Origin of the sequence: Streptomyces sp. WZ-12, from assembly GCF_028898845.1 — a bacterium.
Taxonomy (GTDB): domain Bacteria; phylum Actinomycetota; class Actinomycetes; order Streptomycetales; family Streptomycetaceae; genus Streptomyces.
Genome location: NZ_CP118574.1, coordinates 7510139 through 7525230, shown reverse-complemented (window position 1 = coordinate 7525230; position 15092 = coordinate 7510139). Strand labels below are relative to the sequence as shown.

12 protein-coding genes and 1 pseudogene are annotated in these 15092 nt (G+C 74.8%); 7 read left to right on the top strand and 6 right to left on the bottom strand.

The genetic code is table 11. The annotated features are described in order from the left end of the window. Nucleotides 1-165: 165 nt before the first annotated feature. The 5 genes and pseudogenes from PV796_RS32880 to glpK all read left to right on the top strand — a co-directional run bounded on the left by PV796_RS32880 (nt 166) and on the right by glpK (nt 7482). Nucleotides 166-2586: a glycoside hydrolase family 31 protein gene (locus PV796_RS32880; protein ID WP_274917334.1), complete on the top strand. Its 2421-nt coding sequence runs from the start codon at nt 166-168 to the stop codon at nt 2584-2586. A gap of 79 nt (nt 2587-2665) precedes the next feature. After that, nucleotides 2666-3526, top strand: a complete 861-nt coding sequence (locus PV796_RS32875) for a M15 family metallopeptidase (protein ID WP_274917333.1) — start codon at nt 2666-2668, stop codon at nt 3524-3526. 128 nt (nt 3527-3654) lie between these two features. Further along, entirely contained in the window at nt 3655-5391 is a 1737-nt protein-coding gene (locus PV796_RS32870) for a bifunctional diguanylate cyclase/phosphodiesterase (protein WP_274917332.1), read from the top strand. A gap of 154 nt (nt 5392-5545) precedes the next feature. Then, nucleotides 5546-5818: pseudogene (locus PV796_RS32865) on the top strand (aquaporin); the annotation flags it as partial. 86 nt (nt 5819-5904) lie between these two features. Then, nucleotides 5905-7482 (top strand): glycerol kinase GlpK, encoded by a 1578-nt coding sequence (gene glpK, locus PV796_RS32860; RefSeq protein WP_274917331.1) that lies wholly within the window; start codon nt 5905-5907, stop codon nt 7480-7482. A gap of 131 nt (nt 7483-7613) precedes the next feature. On the opposite strand, the gene PV796_RS32855 is transcribed toward glpK, so the two are convergent. The 5 genes from PV796_RS32855 to PV796_RS32835 all read right to left on the bottom strand — a co-directional run bounded on the left by PV796_RS32855 (nt 7614) and on the right by PV796_RS32835 (nt 13008). Beyond that, entirely contained in the window at nt 7614-8225 is a 612-nt protein-coding gene (locus PV796_RS32855; RefSeq protein ID WP_274917330.1) for a GTP-binding protein, read from the bottom strand. 214 nt (nt 8226-8439) lie between these two features. Beyond that, a complete protein-coding gene (locus PV796_RS32850) occupies nt 8440-9306 on the bottom strand; it encodes an alpha/beta fold hydrolase (protein ID WP_274917329.1) in 867 nt (288 codons plus the stop codon). 105 nt (nt 9307-9411) lie between these two features. Then, nucleotides 9412-9825 (bottom strand): DUF742 domain-containing protein, encoded by a 414-nt coding sequence (locus PV796_RS32845; RefSeq protein ID WP_274917327.1) that lies wholly within the window; start codon nt 9823-9825, stop codon nt 9412-9414. A 31-nt stretch (nt 9826-9856) separates the two neighbouring features. Further along, entirely contained in the window at nt 9857-10282 is a 426-nt protein-coding gene (locus tag PV796_RS32840; RefSeq protein WP_274917326.1) for a roadblock/LC7 domain-containing protein, read from the bottom strand. After that, a complete protein-coding gene (locus PV796_RS32835) occupies nt 10279-13008 on the bottom strand; it encodes a sensor histidine kinase (protein ID WP_274917324.1) in 2730 nt (909 codons plus the stop codon). Before PV796_RS32835 ends, PV796_RS32840 begins: the two co-directional genes overlap by 4 nt. 258 nt (nt 13009-13266) lie before the next feature. Here PV796_RS32835 and PV796_RS32830 point away from each other — a divergent pair, with 258 nt between their 5' ends. Beyond that, nucleotides 13267-13764 (top strand): hypothetical protein, encoded by a 498-nt coding sequence (locus tag PV796_RS32830; protein WP_376568962.1) that lies wholly within the window; start codon nt 13267-13269, stop codon nt 13762-13764. Nucleotides 13765-13792: 28 nt separating this feature from the next. Here the strand turns inward: PV796_RS32830 and PV796_RS32825 are convergent, their stop codons facing one another. Further along, nucleotides 13793-14122 carry a bifunctional 3-phenylpropionate/cinnamic acid dioxygenase ferredoxin subunit gene (locus PV796_RS32825; RefSeq protein WP_274917323.1) on the bottom strand — a complete coding sequence of 110 codons (330 nt, stop codon included), beginning with the start codon at nt 14120-14122 and terminating at the stop codon, nt 13793-13795. 165 nt (nt 14123-14287) lie between these two features. On the opposite strand from PV796_RS32825, the gene PV796_RS32820 reads away from it, so the two are divergent. Beyond that, on the top strand, nt 14288-15091 hold the full coding sequence (locus PV796_RS32820) for an IclR family transcriptional regulator (protein WP_274917322.1): 804 nt from the start codon (nt 14288-14290) through the stop codon (nt 15089-15091). Nucleotide 15092: the final 1 nt, after the last annotated feature.

Genomic DNA, 15092 nt, shown 5'->3' with positions numbered 1-15092 from the left:
GCACCAGGGTGGGCTGGTCACATTCGCCGCTGGCGGGGTCGCCCCCGGGGTGGGGCGGGCGTTCGGGGATGTGGTGCGGGCGGGGTGTGGCCGGTTGGCCGTGGTCAGGTGAACGACAGTTGAACGATTCCCCCGCGCGGAGCGGTCGATGGCAGGCTGACCGGCATGAACGGGCGTGAGCTGGTGCGGTCGGTACGGATGGTCAGGGCGGTCGGGCCGGCGCAGGGGCTGCGGGCCGTGCGTGCGGCGTGGCGCCGGAGCAGAGCGGACGCGCGGGCGTTGCCGCGGCGGGGTGCGGAGCGGGCGCGGGTGCCGGGGACGGCCCACGGGGCGGAGCCGCTGCCCGGTGGCGGCGTGATCCGCTTCGCGCGGTCGTCGCTGCGGGTGCGGGTCGCGGTGGGCGGTGCGGTGTTCTGCGGGTGGGACGGGGCCTGTCCCGAGCCGTCGTACGCGCTGGCCGGGGCGTGTCCGGGGGTGGATCCGCGGGCGGTGCTGGAGCCGGACACGGAGGGCGGCTGGCGGGTCGTCTCGGAGCGGGTGCTGGTGGTGGTGTCGCGGTTCGGTGCGGTGGAGGTGCGGACGCCGGGCGGGGCGATGCTGCGGCGGGAGTTGCCGCCGCGCTGGTGGGACCGGGCGGAGGCGTCCGGGGACGGTGCGGAGGGGGCCGTGGTCGAGGAAACCGGGGCCGAGGGGGCGGCCGGGTCGCGGTGGGTGCAGCGGTCGGAGGTGGCGGCGGATGCGCGGTTCTTCGGGCTGGGCGGCCGGGCCGGCGGCCCGCGGCTGCGGGACGGGGTCTACCGGCTGTGGAACACCGATCCGGGCGGCGCGTTCGGACCGCAGGACGATCCGCTGTATCTGGCGATGCCGGTGCAGTTGGTGGTGGCCGACGCGGGGACGCACCTGGTGTTCCACGACAACTCCTGGGACGGCCGGGTGACGCTGCGCGAGGGCGCGGAGGGCGCCGGTTCCGGGCATGACCGGCCGGGCACCTGTGAAGTGCGGGTGGACGGCGGGCCGTTGCGCTATTGGGTGTTGGCGGGGACGCCGGCCCGGGTGCTCCAGGGGTGGACGGCGCTGACGGGTGCGCCGGCGCTGCCGCCCCGTTGGGCGCTGGGGTATCAGCACGCCCGGTGGGGGTTCGGCGGGGCGGACGAGGTGCGGCGGGTGGTGGCCGGCTATCGGGAGCGGGGGTTGCCGCTGTCTGCGGTCCATCTGGACATCGACCACTACGACGGCCATCGGGTGTTCACCGTGGACCGGGAGCGGTTCCCCGATCTTCCGGGGCTGGCCGGGGAGTTGCGGGAGCAGGGCGTTCGCCTGGTGTCGATCGTGGATCCGGCGGTGAAGGCGGAGCCGGGGAACGCGGTGTACGACGGCGGGGCGGCGGTGGACGCCTTCGTGCGGGACGCGCGGGGGCGGGTGGTGCGGGGGGTGGTGTGGCCGGGCGAGTCGGTGTATCCGGACTTCACCGACTCGCGGGTGCGCAAGTGGTGGGGTGCGCTGTACGCGGAGCGGTTGGCGCAGGGGTTCGCGGGGTTCTGGCACGACATGAACGAGCCGGTGTCGTTCGCGGCGTTCGGGGAGGCGACGCTGCCCCGGTCGGCGCGGCACGACCTGGAGGGGCGGGGCGGTGACCACCGGGAGGCGCACAACGTCTACGGGTTGGCGATGGCCCAGGCCGCCTTCGAGGGGCTGTGTGAACTGCGCCCCGGGGAGCGGCCGTTCCTGTTCTCCCGGTCGGGGTGGGCGGGGTTGCAGCGGTACGGGGGCACCTGGTCGGGGGACGTGGCGACCGGGTGGCCGGGGCTGCGGGCGTCGTTGGCGCTGGTGTTGGGGCTGGGGTTGTGCGGGGTGCCGTACAGCGGGCCCGACGTGGGCGGTTTCTCGGGGGTGCCGTCGCCGGAGCTGTATCTGCGGTGGTTCCAACTGGGCGCGTACCTCCCGCTGTTCCGGACGCACTCGGCGTTGTGGGCGGGGCGGCGGGAGCCGTGGGAGTACGGGGCGGAGGTGGCGGAGCACGCGGCGGCGGCGCTGCGGGAGCGGGAGCGGTTGCTGCCGTACTTCGTGACGCTGGGGCAGTTGGCGCGGCTGTCGGGGGCGCCGTATGTGCGCCCGGTGTGGTGGAACGCGCCGCGGGACCGGGCGTTGCGGGAGTGTGAGGACGCGTTCCTGTTGGGGGACGCGCTGTTGGTGGCGCCGGTGTTGGAGGCGGGGGCGGTGCGGCGGGTAGTGCGGCTGCCGCGCGGCCGGTGGTACGACACCGCCACCGGGCGGGCGTACGACGGGCCGGGCCGGGTGTGGGTGGCGGCGCCGCTGTCCCGTATTCCGGTGCTGGCGCGGGCCGGTTCGGTGGTGCCGGTGGCGGGCGCGGACGGCGGGACGGAGCTGGAGGTGTGGGCACCGGTGGCCGGGCGGCCGGGCGCGGGGTTGGTGGTGCCGGACTGCGGGGACGGCTGGCGGCGGCCGGAGGTGGCGCGGTTCAGCACGCGGCTGGCGGGCGGCAGGGTGGTCGTGGAGCGGCGGGACGGGGGGCCGGTGGGGTATCCGGTGCGGGTGCGGGGGCTGGCCGGGGAGGGGGACGGGTAACGGGGCGGTGGGGCGGGCCCGTTGGGAAGGCGGGGCAGATGGCTTCCCTCGTGCCCGCCGCGCCTGGTAGAGGAGGGGCATGCCGAGACTTGCTGCTACGCGGCGCGGCCTGGCCGCCGCTGCCGCCGCCCTGTTGACCGTGGTCGCCGTCCCGTCGAGCGCCGAGGCGGGCAGCGGGGGCGTACCGCCGTCGTCACGGCGCGCCGGGGCCGGCGCGCTGGCCCATGACCCCAAGGCGCCGCCGGAGTTCGTGGCGCTGCGCGACGTCGACCCCACGATCATCCAGGAGATCCGGTACGCCACCCCGCACGATTTCCTGGGCGTGCCGGCGACGGGATACCGCGAGCCGATGTGCATCCTGACCCGGGACGCGGCACGGGCGCTGCACCGCGCGCAGCTCTCCTTCCTGCGTCGCGGCTATTCCCTGAAGGTGTATGACTGCTATCGCCCGCAGCGGGCGGTGAACCGCTTCGTGGCGTGGGCGAAGGACCTTTCCGACCAGCGGATGAAGGCGGAGTTCTATCCGCGGGTGGACAAGTCGGTGCTGTTCCGGGACGGATATATCGCTGAGAAGTCCGGGCACAGCAGGGGCAGTACGGTCGATCTGACGCTGGTGCCGCTGCCGGCGCTGCCGACCCGGCCGTATGTGCCCGGGGAGCCGCTGTCCTCGTGCTTCGCCCCGAAGGCGGTCCGTTTCCCGGACAATTCGCTGGACATGGGGACCGGCTTCGACTGCTTCGACACCCTCGCGCACACCCTCGATCCGCGGATTCGGGGAAAGCAGCGGGCGAACCGGTTGTTCCTGAAGGCGGGGTTGGAAAGGGCCGGATTCGTCAATTACGCGCCCGAGTGGTGGCACTACACCTTCACGCCGGAGACCTTTCCTGACACCTATTTCGACTTCCCGATCGCGCGGAGTTCGCTGACCCGGCACCGATGAGGTGACGCCACGTCAAAGTCCGCTGCCGCGACGCCCGTTGCCACCCGCCGCCACCCGCTCCGGAAGGGTGCGTGAACAGTGCGTGAACGAGGCGCCACGGGTGCTCGTGGGGCGGCATCCTGCTGCTCGTGCCTGCCTGGACCGACCAGCTCCGCTTCGCCTTCCAGCCCGTGGTGAACCTCGCGACCGGCTCGGTCGCCGCGCTGGAGCCGCTCGCCCGCCATGAGGACGGCGACGTCGACGTGTTGACCTGTGCGAGACGCGCCCCCGATCTGGACGCCGAGGTGGCCGCGCTCGCCGTCCGGGCCGCGGCGGAGCAGGAGACGCTGCTGCCGCTGCACGTCAACGTGTGCGCCGGGACGGTCGCGCAGCGGCCGGAGCTGATGCCGCTGGGCAAGGCGGTGCGGGACGTGGGGCGTCGGCCCGGGGAGATCACCCTGGATCTGGTCGGCCCGTTCACCGAGGTGCCCGAGCGGGAGCTGCGGGCGGCGGTGGCGGGGCTGCGGGACGAGGGGTACCGGATCTGCGCGGACGGCGTCGGGGACGGCGATCTGCCGCTCCGGCTGCTTGGCGAACTAGCGCCGGATCTGGTCAAGTTGGACCGTTCGCTGTGCGTGCGGCTGGAGCGCGATGCGGGGCGGCAGGCGGCGGTGGCCGCGATGCGGCAACTGTGCGAGCGGGTGGGCGGGCTGCTGGCGATCGAGGGGGTGGAGACCGAGCGGCAGTACGCGGCGGTGCGGGAGGCCGGGGTGCAGTTGGCGCAGGGGCACCTGTTCGCGCCGCCGTCGCGGCGGGCGACGGCGGAGGTGTACCTGCCGGTCCCGCAGCCGTCGCCGGCGGGCGGCCGGCCGGCGCCGTACCGCCCGCCGTCCGGCCCGCCGGTGGCGCAGTTCCTGCAACCGGCGGCGCTGCTGCCGATGTCGGCGTCGGCGGACGCGGTGCGCAACCATCTGACCGGCTCACCCGAGGTGTCGGGGGTGCTGCTGGTGGACGCGGACGGGGTGCCGGTGCGGGCGATCCACCGGGACCGCTTCCTGCTGTCGCTGTCCGGGCGTTACGGGCACGCGCTGTACGCGGACCGGCCGGCGCTGCGGCTGGCGGACCGGCCGCGGACGGTCGGGGTGGACGCCACCGCCTGGCAGGTGCTGGATGTGATCGCGGACGGGGAGCGGGCCCGTACCGGGGACGACGTGGCGGTGGTGGACGAGCGCGGCCGGTGCATCGGAGTGGTGCACCTCGCCGACATCCTGCGGGCGCTGGCCGAGAGCCGGGTGGAGGAGGCGGCCCGGCTCAACCCGCTGACCCGGCTGCCTGGTTCGGACGCGGTCAACGGCGAGGTGGACCGGCGGATCGCCGAGGGGCGGGAGTTCGCGCTGAGTTGGCTGGACGTGGACGGGTTCAAGCAGGTCAACGACGGGGCGGGGTTCGCGGCGGGCGATGAGCTGATCCGGGCGGTGGGCCGGACGCTGGCGGAGGTGGCGGCGGCGGAGCCGGCCAGCCGGGTGGGGCACATCGGCGGGGACGACTTCCTGGTGCTGGCCGAGTCGGACGGGCTGGAGCCGTTCGCCGCGGCGCTGTTGGACGTGGCCTGGGCGGCGGGCACGATGCCGGTGACGCTGTCGCTGGCGACGGTGGTCTGCCCGCCGGGCAGCGTCACCGGCCACGGGGCGGCGGCGGCCGCGCTGGCGCCGTTGAAGAAGGCCGCCAAGGAACTGCCGGGCGCGAGCTGGGTGGTGGGGCGCCCCGGCGCCGAGCGCACCGAGGTGCGGCGCGGGGCGGACGCGCGGGTGCCGGCACCGGCGGAGGCGGCGGACCGGGCGGGCGCGGGCAGCGGTGCGGAAACCGGGAGCGGCGCACGACCTTGACGCTCCCCCACCCGCGGAGAACACTTCCGGTTGCCGGTCGCCGGATGCCCGCGGGCATCCGCCGCGCCCAGGCATGGCACGCACCCTGCACGGAGGACCGGGGCCCGCCCCGGGCAAGGGCGAAGGAGCCGCCATGTACGCCAACGGGGACGTCGTCGGCCAGGTGCCGGGGGCACGGGTGGGCGTCCACGGCTCCGGGATCAATGTGCTGCTGGTGGCGTTGCTCGCGGTCGGCATCGGGCTGTCCCTGGGCGGGCCCACCGGGTACGCCGTCAATCCCGCCCGCGACCTCGGCCCCCGGCTCGCGCACGCGCTGCTGCCGATCCCCAACAAGGGCTCGTCGGACTGGGGTTACGCCTGGGTCCCGGTGGCCGGGCCGCTGATCGGGGCGGCGCTGTCGGGGCTGGTGTACGCGGCGGTGTTCTGACGGCGGACGGGGTGCGCCCGGGCCGCCGGCCGGGGCGGGCCGCGGGATCGGGCCGGGACCAGCCAGCACGTCGGGAGGCATGACCGATGACCAGCCAGCACACCGCTCCGTCGAGGAGCCGGCGGGGCGCGGCGGACGGCAGCTACGTCGCCGCGATCGACCAGGGCACCACGTCCAGCCGCTGCATCGTCTTCGACCGCTCCGGCGCGGTGGTCGCCGTCGACCAGCGCGAGCACCGGCAGATCTTCCCCCGGCCCGGCTGGGTGGAGCACGACGCCGGCGAGATCTGGGCGAAGGTGCAGGACGTGGTGGCGGGCGCGCTGGCCAAGGCGGGCCTGCGGGCCGACCAGTTGAGCGCGCTGGGCATCACCAACCAGCGGGAGACCACGGTGTTGTGGGACCGGGCCACCGGCGAACCGGTCCACCACGCCGTGGTCTGGCAGGACACCCGCACCGACCGGCTCTGCGTCGAACTGGGCGGCGCGGAGGGTCAGGACCGCTTCCGCGAGACCACCGGGCTGCCGCTGGCGAGCTACTTCTCCGGGCCGAAGGCGGCCTGGCTGCTGGACGCGGTACCGGGGCTGCGGGCCCGCGCCGAGCGCGGCGAGATCGCGTTCGGCACCATCGACTCCTGGCTGATCTGGAACCTGACCGGCGGCACCGAGGGCGGGGTGCACGTCACGGACGTGACCAACGCCAGCCGCACGATGCTGATGGACCTGACCACCCTCCAGTGGGACCCGGCGCTCCTGTCGGCGATGCGGATACCGGAGGCGGTGCTGCCGGAGATCCGGTCGTCGGCCGAGGTGTACGGGACGGCGGTGGGTCAACTGGCCGGCGTGCCGGTGGCGTCGGCGCTGGGCGACCAGCAGGCGGCGGTCTTCGGGCAGGCGTGCTACGGCGTCGGCGAGGCCAAGAACACCTACGGCACCGGCTCGTTCCTGCTGCTGAACACCGGCGACCGTCCGGTCCGGTCGAAGAACGGGCTGCTGACGACGGTGGGCTACCGGCTCGGCGGGGAGCGGCCCGTCTACTGCCTGGAGGGCTCGATCGCCGTCACGGGCGCGCTGGTGCAGTGGTTCCGCGACCAGCTCGGGCTGATCGCGTCGGCGGCCGACATCGAGCCGCTGGCGGCGAGCGTCCCGGACAACGGCGGCGCCTATGTCGTCCCGGCGTTCTCCGGCCTGTTCGCGCCGTACTGGCGCGCCGACGCCCGCGGGGTGATCACCGGGCTGACCGGCTACGTCACCAAGGCCCATCTGGCGCGGGCGGTGTTGGAGGCGACCAGTTGGCAGACCCGCGAGGTGGTGGACGCGATGGTCCAGGACGCGGGGGTGCCGATCACCCGGCTGAAGGCGGACGGCGGGATGACCGCCAACGGGCTGCTGATGCAGCATCAGGCCGATGTGCTGGGGGTGCCGGTGATCCGCCCGGTGGTCGCGGAGACGACCTGCCTGGGCGCCGCGTACGCGGCCGGACTGGCGACCGGGGTGTGGCAGGACCTGGACGAGCTGCGGTCCCATTGGCAACCGGACGCCGAGTGGACGCCGCGTCTGGAGGCGGCGGCCCGGGAGCGGGAGTACGCCAACTGGCGCCGGGCGGTGGCGCGGAGCCTGGGTTGGCTGACCCCGGACGGCGCTCCGGAGCCCGATCCGGCGCCCTGAACCGGCACCCTGGTCCGGGGTCCTGAGGCGCGGTCCCGATCCGGCCCCGACCCGGCGCGCCGATGCGCCGGCCGAGAAGCGTACGGCCCGTGCCCCGGGCGGCGGGGTACGGGCCGTACTTCCGCGCCCCGTCAGGGAAGCGCGGGCTCCGGCTGCTGGGCGCTGCGCTGCATCGCGTGCTCGACGACGGCGACCAGCACGTCCCGCGCGGAGCCCTGGACCCGGGCGTCGCAGAGCAGCACCGGCACCCCGGGGTCGAGGTCGAGGGCGTCCCGGACGGACTCGGCGGGGTAGCGGTCAGCGCCGTCGAAGCAGTTCACGGCGACGACGAAGGGCAGGCCGCGGCGCTCGAAGTAGTCGATGGCGGCGAAGCTGTCCTCCAGGCGGCGGGTGTCGGCGAGCACCACCGCGCCGAGCGCGCCGCGGGCCAACTCGTCCCACAGGAACCAGAAGCGGTCCTGGCCGGGGGTGCCGAAGAGGTAGAGGACCAGGGCGTCGTGGACGGTGATCCGGCCGAAGTCCATCGCCACGGTGGTGGTGGACTTGGCCTCGACGCCGTGCAGGTCGTCGACCGGCCGGCCGGCCTCGGTCAGATGCTCCTCGGTCCGCAGCGGCCGGATCTCGCTGACCGCGCCCACCAGGGTGGTCTTGCCGACGCCGAAACCGCCGGCGACGAGGATCTTGAGCGTCACCGGCTCGGCCGGGGCAGACCGGCGACGGCGCTCAGCACGCCCGAAGACCATGGGATTCCTTCTCCTGACGTGCCGGGGATGCGGTGGACCGTGGGGCACCGGGGCAGCACGAGGCGGCCCGGATGCCGGGCGGCCGCCGAGGGCGGTCCGCCAGTGCACCGTACAACGTCGGCCGTACGACGCCCACTTGAGGTGTGCTCGGACCGGTTCCGGCCACCGGGCCAAGGCCGCCAACCGCATCAAAGGGGGCCGTCCTGCGGGTGGTTCAGCCTCGTTGATTGACGGCGAGGTGGTCGAGGATCGTGGGCGCGAGGAGCGCGGGGACCTCCTCGGGCAGCCAGTGGCTGACGCCCTCCAGGGCCTCGAAGCGGTACGGGCCGTCCACCCACTCCCCCGTCGACTCGGCGGCGCGCCGCCCCAGGGCGACGTCCCCGCTGCCCCACAGGAAGAGGGTGGGCGCGGCGATCCGCCCGGCGGGGACGGAGATCACCGCCTCGGGGGCGCGGTACCAGTTCAACGTCGCGGTCAGCGCGCCCGGTTCGGACAGCCGCCGGACGTTGGCCTCGATCAGCTCCGCCGGCACCTTGCCGCCGTAGACGGCGCGCAGCCGGGCCGCCGCGTCGGCGAGCAGGGCGGACTCCGCGGCGCCGTCGTCGCGGCGGAAGAAGCGGACGTAGTCCAGCCGGTGGTGCTGTTCGGGGTCGCCGGCGGCGGCGCGGTTCAGCGCCTCGGGGTGCGGGGTGGCGAGCACGGTCAGCGACGCCAGCCGTTCGGGGTGGGCGCCGGCCAGCGCCCAGGCGACCAGGCCGCCCCAGTCGTGGCCGACGAGGTGGAAGCGGTCGGCGCCCTGGGCGTCGGCGAACGCGAGGGCGTCCGCGACGAGTTCGGGGACGGCGTAGTCGGCGATCCGCGGCGGGCGGGCGGCCGGCGAGTAGCCGCGCTGGTCGACGGCGAGGGCGCGGTAGCCGGCAGCGCCGAGGGCGGGCAGCAGCGCGCTGAAGGAGTCGGCGAACTCGGGCCAGCCGTGCAGCAGCAGGACGAGCTCGCCGTCGGCCGGGCCGCAGGCCAGCGCGTCGAAGGTGTGCGGCCCGACGGTGATCCGCGGGCGCTCGAAGGGGGTGGCGTCGGCCATGACGGCGGCTCCTGGGTCGGATACGGGGCCGCCCGCCCTCAGGTATCGGGCGGGCGGCGGGAGTTGGCTTCCGGGCCGGGCCGGCCCTGGCCCCTCGGACGGGCCCTAGAGCGCGCGCAGGCCGTCGATGACCTCGCGCAGCACCTGCTCGTCCGGCAGCTCGGCCGGCGGCACCGGGCGGGTGACGTGCACCAGCCCGGCGTCCAGCAGATCGCCGATGAGGACCCGGACCACGCCGAGCGGCAGGTCGAACTCGGCCGCCAGCTCGGCGACCGACTGCGGTGTCTCCCGGCACAGCTCGACGATGTCCACGTGCTCCGGGGAGAGCGTCTGGTCGACGATCGTCTCCTCGGCCCGGCTCTCCGCGATGACCAGCGCGATCAGGTCCAACCGCCCCTCGGCGTCGGTGCGGGTGCGCCCGCGCGTCATCGCGTACGGGCGGACGACGGGGCCCGCGTCGTCGTCGAACCACCGGGCCGGATGCCGTTCCGGCGTCGGCGCGTCCTCCTGATCGGTCATGGCGTCACCGTAGTCGTACTCGGCCGGCCGGTCAGGACCGGGGCGCGGTGCCCAGGTGTGTGCCCACGCGCTTGACGAGCAGGGTCATCTCGTAGGCGATCAGCCCGACGTCGGAGTCGGCGTCGGCGAGCACCGCCAGGCAACTGCCGTCGCCGGCCGCGCTGACGAACAGGAACGCGTCGTCCAGCTCGACCATGGTCTGGCGGACCTGCCCGGCGTCGAAGTGCCGGCCGACGCCCTTGGCGAGGCTGTGGAAGCCGGAGGCGACCGCGGCCAGGTGCTCGCTGTCCTCGCGGGTGAGGTCCTTGGAGGCGCCGGTGGCCAGGCCGTCGCTGGAGAGGACCAGCGCCTTGCGGATGCTGCCGACCCGCTCGACCAGCTCGTCCAGGAGCCAGTTCAACTCCCCGGATCCGTGCGGCGAGACTGCGGTGGAAGCGGATGCCTTCGGTGCGGTCATGGACCGTCCTCTCCCGATGTGGTTCGTGGTGCGGTTGCGCCCCCGGTGACGCCGTCCTCGGCGCCCGGGTCCGGGGGTGTGGGGGCGTGCGGGCCCTCGTCGTTCTCCCGGCGGCCGCGCTGCCAGCCGCGCTGGAGCGAGGCCATCCGGGTCCGGACCGCCGCGGCGTCCCGGTCGTCGTCGGCCGGTGCGGCCGGCCGCTCCGCCGGGGGTTCGGCGGTCGGGTCGGTCTTGAGCTGGGGGGCGAGGCTGGCCTGCCGGACCCGACGGGGCAGGCCCTTGGGCGTGGCGGCCGGCGGCTCGGTGTCGGGCCGCTCGCCGGCCGACGGCTTCGCGGGCTCCAACGGGCCTTCCGTTCCGCCCGGTTCGTCCGGCGTCCGGGCGTCGCCGCCCGAGGACCCGGCGTCGTCCTGGGCCCGGGCATCGTCCACGGTACGGCCGTGGTCGGAGACCAGGACCGGCGGGCGGGGGCGGCGCGGCAGCGGGGTGAGGCCGCCGGACGGCGTCTGGTCGCCGGCCTGTTGGTGCTGCTCGCCGGACGGGACGGGGGACGGCTTGGGGAGGGCGCGCGGGCGGCGCGGGGCGCCGGACGGCCCCCGGCTCCCGCGGCCGCGGGCCCGGGCGCGGGACGCGGTGCCCTCCCGGTCGGCGTCCGCCGCGTCCCGGCCGATCTCCGGTAGCGGCGCCTGCGGTTCGGCCGGGCCGTCGAGCTCGCCCCGACGGTTGCGGCGCGGCAGCGGCACCGGTACCTGGGCGAGCGGATCGCCGGCGTCCTCCTCCGGCGCGGGCTTGGCCCCGGCGGTCTCCGGGGCGATCTCGCGGGTGCCCTCACCGGTCTCGGTGAGCAGCGCGCCGGGGACGAGGACCACGGCGGTGGTGCCGCCGTACGGCGAGGGCTGGAGGGAGACCCGCACGCCCTGCCGCTGGGCGAGCCGGCTGACCACGAACAGGCCGAGCCGGTCGGTGTCGGAGAGCTGGAACTCCGGGGTCTCGGCGAGCCGGAGATTGGCGTCCAGCAGTTGCTCGGGCGCCATGCCCAGGCCGCGGTCGTGGATCTCCAGGGCGTAGCCGTTGGAGACCCGCTCGCCGTGTACCTGGACGGGGGTGTGCGGCGGGGAGAACACGGTGGCGTTCTCCAGGAGTTCGGCGATCAGGTGGGTCAGGTCGGAGACCGCGGGGCCGTCCACCGCGAGCCGCGGCAGCCGGCGGACCTCGATCCGCTCGTAGTCCTCGACCTCGGCGACCGCCGCCCGCACCACGTCCATGAGCTGGACCGGCTTGCGCCACTGCCGGGAGGGGGCGGCGCCGGAGAGGATGACCAGGCCCTCGGCGTGCCGCCGCATGCGGGTCGTCAGGTGGTCGAGCCGGAACAGGTCGGCGAGTTCGTCGGTGTCCTCGGTGCGCCGCTCCATGGCGTCCAGGAGGGTCAGTTGGCGGTGCAGCAGGACCTGGCTGCGGCGGGCGAGGTTGACGAACACCTCGGAGACGCCGCGGCGCATGTCGGCCTGTTTGACGGCGGCCTCGACGGCGGCCCGTTGGAGGGTGTTGAGCGCCTGGCCCACCTGGCCGGTCTCCTCCGGGCCGAACTCCAGCCGGGGCGCCTCGGTTTCCACGTCGACCCGCTCGCCGGCCGCCAACCGGCGCATCACGCTGGGCAGTCGGACCCCGGAGACCTCGTGCGCGGTCTTGCGGAGCCTGGTCAGGTCGCGGACGTGCCGGCGGCCGATGCGCAGCGAGACGACGACCGAGACGAGCAGGGCGAGGAAGCCGAGGACGCCGGTGGCGACGGCCTTGACCACGATCCGGGTGGCGATCGGCGCGACCCGCTCCTGGTAGCGGTCGCCGGCGTCCCGGCCCATCTGGCCGAGGTCGCCGAGGACCTTCTCCGCGGCGGTGTTCCAGCGGTCGGCGTCGACCGCGTGCGCGGCGGTCGCGGGGTCGGCGGAGACCACCCGGTTCTCGTAGGAGATGAGTTCGCGGGTGGCGGCGGAGTGCCAGTAATCCTCGTAGATGTTGCGGTCGTTGGCCGGCAGCAGCGAGAGGTTGGTGCTGTAGAGGATGCGGCGCTCGGCGATCCGGTCGATGAGGTCGCGCTGGTCGCGCTTGGTGATGCTGCCGGAGGCGAGGATCGCGGACATCAGGGCGTCCTCGCGGGAGAGCGCCTCGCGGGCGCGGGTGACGTTGACCAGCGCGCGGCCCTGCTTGTCCATCTCGACGTTCTCCAGGGCGTGGAGGGCGGCGAGCAGGTCGTAGCCGGGGTCGACCAGGGTGTCGTAGGACTCCATGGCCTCGGTGCGGCTGAGCCGGTTCTCCTCGACCTGGGTGCGCAGGGCCTCCAGGCCGTCCAGGCCCTTGACGAGCGCGTCGACGCGGTTCGCGGCCTCGCCGGAGAGGTCCGAGCGGACGTCCTGGACGTCCACGTCGTCGTGCAGGCGGGTCACCGCGTCGTCGGTGGCGCGGGCCTGGTTGCGGAGCTCGGTCAGCGCGTTGGCGCCGCGGCGGTCGGCGAGGTAGAGCAGGCCCTGGCGGCGCTCGCGCTGGAGGGCCTGGATGACGTCCTCGACCGGGTAGCCGAGGCCCCGCACGACGTTGCCGACGTCGAGGAGTTCGTTGGCCTGCCGTCCGGTGACATAGGTCGTCACGCCCCACATCGCCGTCAGGGAAACCAGCGGCACGAGCAACAGCGCCACGATCTTCCGGCGGACCGACCTCCCGCGAAAGCGCATGGCCTCCCCTACGTCAACCCCGGCGTGCGCGGGGGTGGTGTTCCGTCAACAGCGGCGCGAGCCTACTACTCTCGGGGGGCCGATCCGTAGGCCCGGCGGAGCGGCGGGGGCGACGGGCGGGGCGGGAACGTCACGAGTTGTCCGGCGATGCCCGGACGGGCGGGCGTCGAGTGTGTCCACGGCCACCCGGGCGCTCGGTCGGCCCGGTCGCTCCCGGATGCGTTCGCGCGCCCCACTGTGTGGCGGAGGTGAGGGATCCTGGGGTGGACAGCGGGCCGACCGGTGTGGCATGTATCCGATGAAATCCGGGCAGCCACCGAGGAGTCGGGCAGGCCGGGACGGGGCCCGGGCGAGTGCGGGGAGTGTGACGCGATGGGCGGCGACCGGCGTCCCTTGTGGCAGGAGGAGCCGGCGACCCGGCGGCGGATGGCCGACCCGGTGCGCACGGCGGCGGTGCGGGCCGTCATCATCGTGGCGGTCACCCTGATCCTGGCCATGGTGGCCTTTCTGTGCACGCTCGCGCGGTCGTGGTTCGCGTTCCCCGCGGTGCTGGCCACGGTCACCAGCACGATCGTCGCCACCTGGGCGGTGCTGGACGTCTGGGTGACCCGTCAGGTCTGGGTCCAGCGGTTCGGGGTGCGGTCCGAACCGAGCAGCACCGCCCGGGAGTTGCGGCGGGAGCGCCGGGAGGCGCGGCGCAGGGGGCGCGGGCGGCCGGCGGAGGAGAGCGGGCGGACGGACCGCGCGGCGGCCTGACGGTCCGGGCGGCCGGCCGCTCCGGCGGTCAGGCCACCGCCTCCTCGCGCACCGCGGGTCGGACGTGGATCATCCCGTCCAGGACGTCGACCTCGTGGGTGCGGACGGGGCGGCGGGCGGGCAGGCAGGTCGGCGCGCCGGTGCGCAGGTCGAACAGCGCGGCGTGCAGCGGGCATTCGACGTAGCAGCCCTCGATCCAGCCCTCGGAGAGCGAGGCGTCCTGGTGGCTGCAGAGGTCGTCGACGGCGTAGAGCCCGTCCTCGGTGTGGAAGACGGCGATGGCGGGTGTGGTGGCGTCGATCTCGATCCGGACGGACTCGCCGACCGGCAGTTCCTCGATGCGGCAGACGGCAAACATCTGGCCCCCCTCACGCTGATCGGTATCATGACATCGTTGTGAATCGCGCATCACATCTCGCGATGCGCAACAGAATCCAAGCCGAGGAGCGCCCCGTCAAGGGCTTCCCGGACAGCGGCCCCAGGACGTGCCCGTCGGGGGCAACGGGTAGTGAGGCGAAGAGCCATGGCGAACACGACCGATACGCCCCAGGACCGCGCCGAGGAGCGCCGCCACGCCGGCTCCGTGCAGTCCGTGGACCGCGCGGTGAGCGTGCTGGAGAGCCTGGCCCGGCTGGGCGAGGCCGGAGTCACCGAGCTCGCCGACGAGTTGGGCGTCCACAAGTCCACGGCCTTCCGCATCCTCGGCGTGCTGGAGCACCGCGGCCTGGTGGAGCAGGAGAAGGAGCGCGGCAAATACTTCCTGGGCGCGGGGGTGTTGCGGCTGGCCGGCGCGGCGGCGATCCGGCTCGACATCTCGCAGGAGGGGCAGCCGGTGTGCCGGGCACTGGCCGACGAGACCGGGGAGACCGCCAACATCGCCGTGCTGGACGGCGACGCCGCGGTCAACATCATGCAGGCCCGGGGCCCGGCCGCGGTGACCGCCTTCAACTGGCTGGGCCGCCGCACCCCGTTGCACGCCACCGCCAGCGGCAAGGTCCTGCTGGCCCACCTGCCCCAGGAACGCCGGGACGCCCTGCTCGGCCGGAAGTTGGCGCGGTTGACCGGGAACACCCTGACCGCCCCGACCGCCGTGCGGGAGCAACTCACCGCCGCCGTCGCGGACGGATTCGCCCGCACCGTCGAGGAGTTCGAGACCGGGCTGAACGCCGTCGCGGCGCCGGTCCGGGCCTACGACGGCGCGGTGACGGGGGCGATCGGGGTCTCCGGGCCGGCCTACCGGATGGCGCCGGAGCGCCTCCCGGAGCTGGCGAAGGCGGCGGTGGCGGCCGCCGCCGACCTCTCCCGCCGCTTGGGGTACGGCGGTTGAG